At 33.4% G+C, this 12,161-nt stretch carries 10 protein-coding genes; 4 read left to right on the forward strand and 6 right to left on the reverse strand.

The annotated features are described in order from the left end of the window. Nucleotides 1–148: 148 nt before the first annotated feature. From HXZ74_RS08510 to HXZ74_RS08525, 4 genes are all read right to left on the reverse strand, one after another. Nucleotides 149–1,090: a YihY/virulence factor BrkB family protein gene (locus HXZ74_RS08510; RefSeq protein ID WP_114999060.1), complete on the reverse strand. Its 942-nt coding sequence runs from the start codon at nucleotides 1,088–1,090 to the stop codon at nucleotides 149–151. Nucleotides 1,091–1,189: 99 nt separating this feature from the next. Next, on the reverse strand, nucleotides 1,190–2,794 hold the full coding sequence (locus tag HXZ74_RS08515; RefSeq protein WP_286474880.1) for a dihydrolipoamide acetyltransferase family protein: 1,605 nt from the start codon (nucleotides 2,792–2,794) through the stop codon (nucleotides 1,190–1,192). A gap of 5 nt (nucleotides 2,795–2,799) precedes the next feature. Further along, nucleotides 2,800–3,804 carry a pyruvate dehydrogenase (acetyl-transferring) E1 component subunit alpha gene (gene pdhA, locus HXZ74_RS08520; protein ID WP_038337076.1) on the reverse strand — a complete coding sequence of 335 codons (1,005 nt, stop codon included), beginning with the start codon at nucleotides 3,802–3,804 and terminating at the stop codon, nucleotides 2,800–2,802. A gap of 56 nt (nucleotides 3,805–3,860) precedes the next feature. Beyond that, nucleotides 3,861–4,334 carry a cytidine deaminase gene (locus HXZ74_RS08525; RefSeq protein WP_038337075.1) on the reverse strand — a complete coding sequence of 158 codons (474 nt, stop codon included), beginning with the start codon at nucleotides 4,332–4,334 and terminating at the stop codon, nucleotides 3,861–3,863. A gap of 107 nt (nucleotides 4,335–4,441) precedes the next feature. Here HXZ74_RS08525 and HXZ74_RS08530 point away from each other — a divergent pair, with 107 nt between their 5' ends. Then, nucleotides 4,442–5,968, forward strand: coding sequence for a YifB family Mg chelatase-like AAA ATPase (locus HXZ74_RS08530; protein ID WP_280062017.1), 1,527 nt, complete (start codon nucleotides 4,442–4,444; stop codon nucleotides 5,966–5,968). Between the two features lie 94 nt (nucleotides 5,969–6,062). Here HXZ74_RS08530 and HXZ74_RS08535 read toward each other — a convergent pair whose 3' ends face one another. Then, a complete protein-coding gene (locus tag HXZ74_RS08535) occupies nucleotides 6,063–8,978 on the reverse strand; it encodes a DUF2135 domain-containing protein (RefSeq protein ID WP_286474882.1) in 2,916 nt (971 codons plus the stop codon). Between the two features lie 461 nt (nucleotides 8,979–9,439). On the opposite strand from HXZ74_RS08535, the gene HXZ74_RS08540 reads away from it, so the two are divergent. Continuing rightward, on the forward strand, nucleotides 9,440–9,613 hold the full coding sequence (locus tag HXZ74_RS08540) for a hypothetical protein (RefSeq protein WP_180905924.1): 174 nt from the start codon (nucleotides 9,440–9,442) through the stop codon (nucleotides 9,611–9,613). A gap of 67 nt (nucleotides 9,614–9,680) precedes the next feature. Here the strand turns inward: HXZ74_RS08540 and HXZ74_RS08545 are convergent, their stop codons facing one another. Continuing rightward, entirely contained in the window at nucleotides 9,681–10,655 is a 975-nt protein-coding gene (locus tag HXZ74_RS08545; RefSeq protein WP_038337083.1) for a PhoH family protein, read from the reverse strand. Between the two features lie 76 nt (nucleotides 10,656–10,731). Here HXZ74_RS08545 and HXZ74_RS08550 point away from each other — a divergent pair, with 76 nt between their 5' ends. Both HXZ74_RS08550 and HXZ74_RS08555 read left to right on the forward strand, forming a co-directional pair. Continuing rightward, the gene (locus tag HXZ74_RS08550) at nucleotides 10,732–11,574 is read left to right on the forward strand and encodes an SAM hydrolase/SAM-dependent halogenase family protein (RefSeq protein WP_114999051.1); all 843 of its coding nucleotides are present in this window, start codon (nucleotides 10,732–10,734) and stop codon (nucleotides 11,572–11,574) included. A 40-nt stretch (nucleotides 11,575–11,614) separates the two neighbouring features. Further along, nucleotides 11,615–12,160, forward strand: a complete 546-nt coding sequence (locus HXZ74_RS08555; protein ID WP_038337072.1) for a CopD family protein — start codon at nucleotides 11,615–11,617, stop codon at nucleotides 12,158–12,160. Nucleotide 12,161 lies beyond the last annotated feature (1 nt).

The following is a 12,161-nucleotide window of genomic DNA, read 5'->3' on the forward strand; positions in this document are numbered from 1 at the left end:
AAACTTTAGTTTTTACTGCAAAGGATGATTAGACGATGATGGTTTGCTGAATTAAGCAAAGCAACAGCGGATACTTTTGGGTTATCGACTCGGGAGAAATTGTCGCGAAGCGAGAATAACTATTCAAAAAAAGGCATTCAATATATTATTAATCGATGCTTTCGTAATCGTGTTTTTCTGCAATATGATCAATAAAAGATACTTTTCTGAGCTTCGCATTTCGTTTTGGAATAATAGGGTAACCTTTGGCTTCGGCAAATACTTTTGTGAATTTCGCGCCGAAATATAGAATTGTTGCAACATAATAAATCCACAACAAAAGAATAACCAATGAACCTGCCGACCCAAAAATGGTAGAATATTTGGAGTTCGCGATATAAATACCAATTAAATATTTTGCAATAAAGAATAGAATCGCCGTAAAAACAGCTCCTACAAAAGCTGGCTTTGCTTTGATACGTGCATCGGGAAGAATTTTGAAAAGAATATAAAATATCAAAATCGAGATTGAAATACTCAATGTATTATTAAGAAGAATCACTGTGGTCTTCGTCATAATGGTATCGAGTTCGAAAAGACTGAAAATTTCTTCGCCAAATGATACTAAAACACTGTTGAGAATTACCGTTGCGATAAGTACGATTCCAAGCGATAGAATGATAAGAAACGAAAGTCCTCTATTGATCACAAATTTTAACCATGCTCTTCTTGGAACTGCTTCGACACGCCAAATGAGATTGAGGCTATCTTGCATATCGGTAAACATTGTTGTAGAACCAAAAATCAAAATTCCGATACCTATATATAATGCAAGCGAACTATCTCCTGAAATGGTAGAATTTGTGACAAAATTTTGTACAGCTAAAGCGACATCTGGACCAACAATATTTTTAAGCTCATAAAACATTCGGTTTTCGATAGCATCTTTCTTAAAGAATAAACTTGCACTGGAAATTACAATCAGAATTAATGGAGAAAGTGAAAATAATGCGTAATAAGTTAACGAAGCACTCAATTTCATAATTCGGTCTTCACCAAATTCGACAATTGTCTGTTTTAAAATATTAAAGTAAAATTTTAGTTGCTTCATTAAATTGGTTTAGAGATTAAAGATACAAATTCATAAAATCTATAACAAAAAAAAGACCATTCGATGAATGGTCTTTAAAAATATATCTTAAATCTTAGCTTACACTAACATTGTAACAGGATTTTCGATGTACATTCTTAGCGTTTGTAAGAATTGTGCACCCGTAGCTCCGTCTACTGTTCTGTGATCACAAGCTAAAGACAATTTCATTGTGTTACCAACTACAATTTGTCCGTCTTTTACAACTGGTTTTTGAATAATTGCACCAACTGATAAGATACAAGAGTTTGGTTGATTGATAATCGATGTGAATGATTCGATTCCAAACATTCCTAAGTTAGAAACTGAGAAAGTAGATTTGTCCATTTCGTCAGCTTTTAATTTACGATCTCTTGCACGACCTGCATAATCTTTAACCTCAGCAGAAATTTGAGCAAATGATTTTTGATCTGTATTTTTAACAACAGGAACCAATAAACCATCTTCTACAGCTACTGCAACACCAATATTGATATCTCCGTGTTGAATAATTTCTGCATCTGTCCAAGTAGAATTTACAGCTGGATGTTTGCGTAATGCCATAGCACATGCTTTAACAACCATATCGTTGAACGAAATTTTAGTATCTGGAACAGAGTTTAATTGTTTACGCGCTTCGATTGCGTTATCCATATCCAACTCAACATTTAAATAATAATGAGGAGCTGTAAATTTAGATTCAGCCAAACGTTTTGCGATAACTTTTCTCATTTGAGAATTTGGAATCACTTTATCTTCTCCAGAAACAAAAGTTTGAGCAGGTTTAACTGATTCAGATTTTGCTTCCGCTTTTGGTTGAGCAGATGGTTGATAATTTTCGATATCTTTTTTCACTATACGTCCATTATCACCAGAACCTTTCACCTCAGCTAAATTAATTCCTTTATCTTTTGCAATTGTTTTTGCTAATGGAGATGCAAAAATACGATCAGAAGAAGAAGTTTCTTCAACCTTATTATTTACATCTAATTGTACAACTACTGGTTTTTCGTCATCAACAACTTCTGTAGAAGCTGCTGGAGCAGCAACTTTACCTCCGTTTGCTACAATTGCAGAAACATCAGTACCAGCTTCACCAATAATTGCTAAAACAGAATCTACTGGCGCAGGCTCGTTCACTTTAGCACCTTGATATAATAAAACACCATCAAATTCTGATTCGAATTCTTGCACTGCTTTATCTGTTTCAATTTCTGCTAAAATATCACCTTCCGCAACTTGATCTCCAACATTTTTGTGCCAAACAACTACAGTTCCTTCCTCCATTGTATCAGAAAGACGAGGCATTGTAATTACTTCCACATTTGCAGGAATTTCTGCAGCAGGTTTTGCTTCTTCTGTTTTTGTTTCGCTGGGAGTTGATTTTTCTTCTTTAACTTCGGTAGTTGCTTTTGCTCCACCTCCAATTAAACCTGAAATATCTTCTCCTTCATTTCCAATAATTGCTAAAACTTCATCAACATTTGTTGATATACCTTCTGCAACACCTTGATATAATAATACTCCGTCAAATTCTGATTCGAATTCTTGGATTGCTTTATCTGTTTCGATTTCTGCTAAGATATCACCCTCAGCAATTTTATCTCCTACATTTTTGTGCCATTTTACAACAGTTCCTTCTTCCATTGTATCGCTTAAGCGAGGCATTGTAATAATTTCTGCCATGGTTTTTAGTTGTTTTCGATTTTATCTAAGAATGGATAATTTTCTTCTGAATAGATATAATCATACATTACGTGTTCTTCTGGATAGTTAGAGCTTTCTGCAAATTCTGCACATTCTTCTACCATCACTTTTACTTCATCAACAATTGCATCTAATTGTTCTTTAGTAGCCCAATTGTTTACTAAGATATGATTCTCAACATTCAAGATTGGATCTTCTTGTTTGTACTCTTCCACCTCTTCTTTTGTACGATAAGGCTCAGCATCAGACATAGAGTGACCTCTATAACGATATGTTCGTACATCTAAGAAAGTCGGTCCATCTCCACGACGCGCTCTTTCGATAGCTTCGTAAGCTGCTTCTGCAACTTTTACAGGATCCATACCATCTACAGGCATACAAGGCATTTCGTATCCTAAACCTAATTTCCAAATATCTTCGTGGTTTGCAGTACGAGAAACAGAAGTTCCCATAGCGTATTGATTGTTTTCGCACACAAAAACAACTGGTAATTTCCAGTTCATCGCCATGTTAAATGTTTCATGTAATGTTCCTTGACGAGTTGCACCATCTCCCATTAAACAGATTGTAACACCATCGCGGTTGAAGAATTTATCACCAAAAGCAATTCCTGCTCCTAATGGAATTTGTCCACCAACGATTCCGTGTCCACCATAAAAATTATGTTCTTTACTGAAAACGTGCATAGATCCTCCTAAACCATGAGAAGTTCCTGTTTCTTTACCACATAATTCAGCCAAAATACGTTTTGGATCTACACCCAAAGCCATAGGCCAAACGTGACAACGATAAGCAGTAATCACATGATCTACACCAGGCTTCATTGCATGAATAAAACCAGCTGGTAAAGCTTCTTGTCCATTGTATAAATGTAAGAAACCTCTAATTTTTTGCTTTAAATATAATGAACGACACTTATCTTCGAAGCGACGCCAAAAAGTCATATCACGATACCATTGTAGGTACGTTTCTTGCGTTAATTTTTCCATAATTGCACAATTCCGTTGGAACAAATTTAAACTAATCTATTTAGTGTACAAAATTGCTACCCTAAAAATTCATCAGTAAAATGCAATGGAAGCAAATCTTTAGCAGAATTTATCACCAAAACATCGCCTTCTTTTCCAGATAAAATAATTTCGATTGGTTGCGATTGCTTCTTTTCGATCTCTAAAATATATTGACGACACATCCCGCATGGAGGCAATGGATAATTGACATTTGGCGTAGAAACAGCCAATTTTTCAATCTTAATATTCGGGAAGTTTGCATTTACATAAGCCAATAAACCTCTTTCGGCACAAGTTCCGACTGGGTACGAAGCATTTTCTTGATTTGAACTCGAAAAAATTTCTCCATTTTCTAATTGAACAGATGCACCAACATTGAAATTAGAATAAGGAGCATATGCATTCAACGAAATATCATAAGCCTCTTCTACTACTTTTTTTTGTTCTGCTGCAAGCTCAGATTTACTCTCGAATCGTTCAAATTCAAAAGAATATTTTTCTTTTTTCATATAGAATTTACACCGAAGTGTGTTATTTAATTAATTATTAAACACTTAAATCCTTTCAGCTATTTTATTCAATAGAAAAAGGAAGTAAATTTATAAAAAAAGATTTTATGTTGGTAAAAATTTTTGCAAGTGCTATTTTCGGAGTTTCCGCACAAACCATTATTGTGGAAGTTAATATTGATCAAGGTGTCGGTTATCATTTGGTTGGTTTGCCCGATAGCGCAATAAAAGAAAGTAATTTTAGGATAAATGCTGCACTAAAAAATTCTGATTTGAAATTACCTGGTAAAAAAATCACGATTAATATGGCGCCAGCAGATTTACAAAAAGAAGGTTCTGCCTATGATTTACCAATCGCAATTGGAATTTTAGCAGCTTCTGAACAAGTAAATTCTGAACAACTCAATAAATATATAATGATGGGCGAATTATCGCTCGATGGTTCACTACGACCTATAAAAGGTGCATTGCCGATTGCAATACAAGCAAAAGAAGAAGGTTTCGAAGGAATTATTTTACCCAAACAAAATGCAGACGAAGCAGCAGTTGTAGAAGGAATCAATGTTTTTGCGGTTGATAACATCAGAGAAGTTGTTGATTATTTTAACGGAGAAATTATTTTGCAACCTCATCAAGTCAATTTAGATGATTATTTTTTTAGTGAAATGAATAATTATCCTTTCGATTTTGCAGATGTAAAAGGTCAAGAAAATGTAAAACGTGCGATGGAAATCGCTGCTGCAGGCGGACATAACATTATTTTGATTGGTCCTCCAGGAAGTGGAAAAACAATGTTAGCCAAACGAATTGCTTCTATTCTTCCGAAAATGACTATTCAAGAAGCGCTTGAAACGACAAAAATTCATAGCGTTGCTGGAAAATTATCTAACAAATCACTCATTGTAAGTCGTCCTTATTCTAGTCCCCATCATTCTATATCGGATGTGGCCTTAGTCGGCGGCGGTTCGTATCCGCAACCTGGAGAAATTTCTTTGGCGCATAATGGTGTTTTGTTTTTGGATGAATTACCCGAATTTAAACGCACTGTTTTAGAAGTTATGCGTCAACCTTTGGAAGATCGAGAAGTCACAATTTCGAGGGCGAAATTCACGGTGAATTATCCTGCAAGCTTTATGTTGGTCGCCTCAATGAATCCAAGTCCTAGTGGTTATTTTATGGATGATCCAAACAACACTTCCTCTTTAGCGGAAATGCAACGTTATATGAATAAAATTTCTGGACCACTTTTAGACCGAATTGATTTGCATATCGAAGTGAATCCTGTTCCGTTTGATGATTTGTCGCAAGAACGTCGTGGCGAAAAAAGTGCTGTGATTCGTGAACGTGTGATTAATGCAAGAAATATTCAGACCAAACGATTTGAAAACACAAAAGTTCATTATAACTCGCAAATGGGACCAAAAGAATTGGATGCTTTTTGTGATTTAGACGATTATTCGAAGAATTTAATCAAAGTTGTTATGGAAAAATTAAATCTTTCTGCTCGTGCGTATGACCGAATTATTAGAGTTGGACGAACAATTGCTGATTTAGATAATTCAGAAACTATTCTTTCGAAACATATTAGCGAAGCGATTCAGTACAGAAGTTTGGATCGTAATCAATGGATGTGATTATTGTAGAATGTAGTATGTATAACCCGTTGTGCGTTATGTGTTATGTGTTATGCAAAAAAAGGAATCTCTTTCAAGATTCCTTTTCCATTTACTAAAATTCAAATTCACCAACCAAAATTCCTTCACCACCAGAATTTGGCTTATTATTTTGGAATGTAATCATTTTCTTCACTTGTTTTCCCGAGCTATACATCAAGTAAATCTCTGCCGAAATAGTTGTTGGTCCCGAAATACTCATTTGTCTTTCTCCGAAAAAATTAGTTTCTATTTTATATTTTCCTTTAATCGCTTTTTTCAACATAAATTGTTCTGGTCCGAAACCTTGCGTCACGTCTTCGCTCATTCTTCCTCCAATCGCAGTTGAACGATGTCCGTAATAACATTTTTCGCCATTTGGATCGGTCACCCACAAATCAATATCGGTCATATCTTTGTTCCAATTCATCACCACACGAATATCAACTGGAATGTCTACTATGATATCTTTATTGATTTTAGACAAATTCAATTCTTTGCGATGAAGCGAAATCAAATTATTAATTTCAGGCACAATAATCTCTGTAATATCGCGATCGCGATTAGCAATTTCTATCGAATAATCGTTTGTCAATACTTTATATAAATGCTCTAAAGCCGATTGATATTGCTCATTATCTTGTAACGCCAACGCATAATCTCGATAACTTTGCGCATCAAAAGGTCGCCAATCTAATACTTTTTTCGTAATAAATAATTCGGTTTGATATTCCTCAATTTCTTTCAATTTGTATGCTAACATTTTATACAATTCGGCATCTTCCAATCCTAAATCTGCAATCGAGCTTAAAATTTTAAGACCAGTTTCTCTTTCCTTTTTCTGAAAGAAAAATGTTGCCACATCAAAATAATACGCAGGTGTTTCGGCATAATCTTTTCTCAAATCTAAATAAGTTTGATATGGATTTTTAGATGCTTCTATCAACTTCATATATTCTTTATCCGATTTTACATTAACTATTTTAATTTCTGGAACCGAAGCTGATGATACATCCTTCATTTTTTTATCTGTAACAAGCATATTTGCACTACTCGCTCTACTTTCTCTTCTAGTTGTTCCATATGCTGTAACAGAAACAGCTTGTATATCTGCAGAAACTTCTCTTTCTTCAATTGCAATCCCTTCCGCTCTTCCTTCTAATGCAACTGAAACTAAAACAGAATCCGCAACAGGTTTTGGATATTTCGGTTTTACATATTTAAAATCTTTCTTCCACCACTCTTTCAATTCCTTTGCTTTCGCAATTGCATTTTTCAACAAATCAGCTTTTCGAGTTTCTTTTTGTTCAAAACCTTGTTTCGATAATTTATTAAATTCATTTTGCAATTCTGCTGGTGGATTGATTTTATACTTTACATAATCCGAAACATTTTCCAAAACAATCAAACTTGTGTTCGATGTTACAATCGAAAATTGTTTCCCAATTTCTTCAATTTCTGTTTTATTTTGCTCTGGATTCAATTCCAAATAATTCACTTTACTTTGCGCCCAAATTTTACTGATTTCAAGATTTTGAGTTGCTTTACTCAAATCCAATTCTTTGTTGAATTCCACTTTTCCATTTCGTCCAAACATCATCGTTAATTTTGCATTTGGATACTGAGAAATTCCCGCAATCGAAATTCCATTACTCACATCATTTGTCGAAATAGGATAAACTTCTCCTGCTGTATTGTTGATAATTCCTAAGAATTGAACCGAACTTTCATTGATTTGTTTGAACGCATTTTCTACAGAATTTTCATTAAGATTGATGAATTTTCCACCAGCTTTTTGCGCAATCATTTTCAAAACACCATAATTAGAAGTCGGCGAAGACGCAATCGTATAAAAAGGTTTATCTATGTTAAAAATATTCGAGCCAAAAGATGAAATTCCATCCGAAAACAATAAATATTCGTCTGCTTTCAGATTTGTTGGAAGAATTTTTGCATAATTTGTTCCTCCATCATATGTCACATTTTCCAAATATTTTTTCAATTCTGACCAATCACCATTTTTAATTTGAAACAATCTCGATTTTTCCAAAGAAATATTCAACAACGAAACTTCAATATTTAGATTTTTTTGTTGAGAAATAATTTTATCTAAAAATTCTAATTCTTTTTGATGATTTCGTTTCAAACCACTTAACGAATTATCCCAAATTATTCCGATATTTTTCGACCAAACTTTAGGTTGAGATTTTGCATCAACCAATAAATTCGCATAAAAATAAACCGAACCATCTACATTTTTCTGAACAAAAGATTCTACATTATTCGGAGATTTTGGAAGATTAATAATTAATGATTTTTTAGGTGTAAAATCTGTTTTCGACAAATTTGCTTCATATATATTACTATTTTCAGAAAAATTGAACGAACCATCTGGCGTTTCTACCAATTGTGGTTTTCCAGCAGCATTGAACACTTTTGTTGTCAAATTAAACTTCGCAATCTTCTTCGAAGAATCTAAAGGCAAATGATATTGATATGAAGATTTATCCAATTTTAATTCTTGGTAATACGACAACTGAATCGTACGCGAACCTTTTGCTGGAATCGGAGAAATACGAGTTCGGAAATTATTTCCTTCTACTTTTTCGATGATTCCGGGATCGATATTTTGCTTCTGAATACTTTCGAAAACCTCAACCGCACGCGCTTTTGTAACGGGAACTGCATTTCGCAATTTTCCATTAATATCAATTGCATATCCACTAACAGTCGTGTTTTCGGGCAAAGGGAAAACTAAATTCCCTTCGAGATTTCGACTTGACGAATTCGTAAAAACTAAAGTTGTTGTCGTTTTGGCTAAATTTCCAAAAATCTCAACTTGTACATCCATCGATTGCAAACTCACAGAATTTTCGTCTGGACGTTCACCTATTTCGATACGCGGAAATCCAATTCGGATATGTTGCGCATTTATTTTTGTAGAAAAAAACATTCCAACAAAAACGAAGAAAAAAGAAAATAACTTTTTCATATTGTTTGATTTGTAAGTTAGATGCAACAAATTACAAAAAGGTTGGTTGATGGAAAAAAGTTTTAAGTATTGAGTTTTGAGTGGTAAATTTATTTTTGATTCCTCTTATAAAATGATGCAAACTCAATTGTCATTAAAAAAAACACCTCTATAATCTCCTCAAGGAGATATTTTTTTTAGGTTTTGTCATTCAGAACGAAGCGATACCGAAGTGAAGAATCTATCTTTAATTTATCATAAAATAATGTGATCCTGAAACGAGTTCAGGATGACTTAACAAGCCTGTCAAGCGGAATTCAGTTCAGCTTCGCATTAAATTTAGATTCCTCCTTTATCGGAATGACATTTACTTGATTCGCATTATCAAAATTATCTTTCTTAACTTGATTTTAGAATCGAATATTTTTTACAAAAATTAGAAATAAATCATTATATTTGATTAAATTACAATTTATAATAAAATGAAAAACATATTATATATAACGGGATTAGTTTTAATATTAACTTCAATTTTATTAATCTTAGAATTTTCTGATTCTAATAGAATGAGCTTAATTGCAGGAATGATTTTGCCAATAGGATTAGCATTTAACATTTTAGGTTTTACTTTAAAAACTAATCCACTAAAAGAATAATTTAATATTCTGCTATAAATATTAAATCGAAAAGCCAATTGCTCTTAGAAACAATTGGCTTTTTGATTTATTTTTTTATATCTATTTTCTCTCGCTCTTTATCTTCACTCACTTTGTAAGCTTTCAAGACTTCGCGAACAATTTTGTGTCGAACAACATCTTTATCATCCAAATAAATAAATCCGATATCTTTTACATCTTTCAATATATTAATCGCTTCACGTAAACCAGATTTTTGTTTTGGTGGTAAATCGACCTGACCAGGATCTCCAGTGATAATAAATTTAGAATTTTTTCCCATACGCGTCAAAAACATTTTCATCTGAGCATAGGTTGTATTTTGTGCTTCATCAAGAATTACAAAAGCTCCGTCCAACGTTCGACCACGCATAAATGCTAAAGGCGCAACTTCTATTACTCCTTTTTCGGTATAAGACGAAAGTTTCTCGAACGGAATCATATCTTTCAACGCATCGTACAAAGGTTGTAAATATGGATCTAATTTATCTTTCATATCACCTGGTAAAAAACCTAAATTCTCGCCAGCTTCTACGGCAGGACGTGTCATAATAATTCGGCGAACTTCTTTGTTCTTCAATGCTTGTACCGCCAACGCAACAGCCGTATAGGTTTTTCCCGTACCAGCAGGTCCAATTGCAAACACCATATCTTTGTTGTAAACAGTTTGTACCAGCTTTTGTTGATTAGGCGTTTGAGGTTTGATGATTTTACCATTTACACCGTGTACAATAATTTCATCTTCTTTTTTCATTTGAAGCATTTCATTATTATCTTCGGTCATAATGATTTCGAGTTCGCGATCAGATAGTCGATTGTATTTGTGAATATGCTGAATTACTCGTTGCATTTTTTGGTCAAATACTTTCAGAACATCTTCATTTCCAAACACTGTCAACTCTCTTCCGCGAGCAACAATCTTTAATTTTGGATAATATTCTTTGATTCTTTTTAGATGTTCATTATTAGCACCATAAAAATCTTGAGCATTAATTTCGGCTAATTCAATATTAATTTCTGTCAAATGAGATTGTTTTTTTGGTTCACTTACACAAAAATAAAGAATAATAAACAATATATTTGCTAATTATTAGAGAATAGTGGCAATTATTACATTAACATCGGATTTTGGAGTCAAAGATTACTTTGTTTCTAGCGTTAAAGGCGCAATTCTAAAGGAATTGGCCGATGTTACGATTGTAGATATTTCGCATCATGTTAATCCTTATGATTTATCTGAAGCTGCCTATATCATTCGTAATTCTTACGAGGAATTTCCCGACGGAACTATACATATTATTGGGATTAATGCCTTAAGTACGCCTTATCAGAAGCCGATTTGTGCATTAATCAATCATCATTATTTTATTTGTGCAGATAATGGAATTTTATCCTTGATTTGCCAAAAAAATCAACCAGAAGAAATTTACGAAATCACTGCTTATCCAGAAGGAATAGACAGTCTATTTCCAATGAAAAATTGTTTTGTGCCAGTTGCATGTCACTTGGCGCGCGGCGGAGTTCCTGCTCTTTTGGGGAACAAACGTACCGAAATGAAACAATTGAATGAATTGAAACCAATTTATCGCGATGATAAATATATCATTGGAAATGTGATTTATATTGATCATTTTGGAAATGTTGTAAGTAATATTTCGAAAGATTTTTTCGATGAAATTGCACAAGATAGAAAATATAAAATTTTGCTTCGTCAGAAAGATTTCTCGATGACCGATATTACTGTTATTTATGAGCATTACAATGAGGTTGTACAAGATTTTAACAAAGAAGTGCAAGCTTTTGGACGAACATTGTGTTTGTTTAATTCGGCAGGATTTTTAGAAGTTACGCTTTACAAAAGTAATCCAACGATATCAGGAGGTGCGAATCAGTTAATGGGATTGAAGAAAAACGATACAATTACAATTGAATTTGAAAATTAACGCTGAGAAAATTTAGTATTAGAGAGTTTACAATAACTATATGACTTATAATTATTTAATATACAAAGCAATACACGTTATTTTCGTGGTAAGTTACTTTGCTGGTTTATTTTACATTGTTCGTTTGATGATTTATCATACAGAAACGCAACAAATGGAAGAACCAAAAAAATCAATTTTGCAGGATCAATATACCTACATGGAGAAAAAATTATGGAATGTAATTACCGCTCCTGCTTTGGTTATTTTGATCACAATGGGATTGAATATGCTTTACAAAAATCAAGGTTTGTTGCATATGCCTTGGATGAAAAGTAAATTGGGGATGATAAGTGTTTTATTAATTTATCATTTTTGGTGTTGGCGAACGTTGAAACAAATCCAAAATAAAGTTTTCAAATACACTTCTGTTCAACTGCGAATGATGAATGAATTGGCAACAATTTTATTATTTGTTATCGTATTTGCTGTCATTCAAAAAACAGATTTTGGTCGAGATTGGTATTGGTCAATTGTCAGTTTCTTTGGTTGCGGTATACTACTTATGCTTATTGTGCGTTTAATTAATCGTAATAATAAAAAATAAC

The organism is Empedobacter sp. R750 (assembly GCF_030324345.1).
Taxonomy (GTDB): Bacteria; Bacteroidota; Bacteroidia; order Flavobacteriales; family Weeksellaceae; genus Empedobacter; species Empedobacter falsenii_C.

Excerpts from the sequence above, each read along its gene's own strand:
- HXZ74_RS08525 (WP_038337075.1), bottom strand. The coding sequence starts at position 4,334 with ATGAAAAAAGAAAAATATTCTTTTGAATTTGAACGATTCGAGAGTAAA.
- HXZ74_RS08510 (WP_114999060.1), bottom strand. The coding sequence starts at position 1,090 with ATGAAGCAACTAAAATTTTACTTTAATATTTTAAAACAGACAATTGTC.
- HXZ74_RS08540 (WP_180905924.1), top strand. The coding sequence starts at position 9,440 with ATGAAAAACATATTATATATAACGGGATTAGTTTTAATATTAACTTCA.
- HXZ74_RS08555 (WP_038337072.1), top strand. The coding sequence starts at position 11,615 with ATGACTTATAATTATTTAATATACAAAGCAATACACGTTATTTTCGTG.
- HXZ74_RS08515 (WP_286474880.1), bottom strand. The coding sequence starts at position 2,794 with ATGGCAGAAATTATTACAATGCCTCGCTTAAGCGATACAATGGAAGAA.
- HXZ74_RS08530 (WP_280062017.1), top strand. The coding sequence starts at position 4,442 with ATGTTGGTAAAAATTTTTGCAAGTGCTATTTTCGGAGTTTCCGCACAA.
- HXZ74_RS08535 (WP_286474882.1), bottom strand. The coding sequence starts at position 8,978 with ATGAAAAAGTTATTTTCTTTTTTCTTCGTTTTTGTTGGAATGTTTTTT.
- pdhA (WP_038337076.1), bottom strand. The coding sequence starts at position 3,804 with ATGGAAAAATTAACGCAAGAAACGTACCTACAATGGTATCGTGATATG.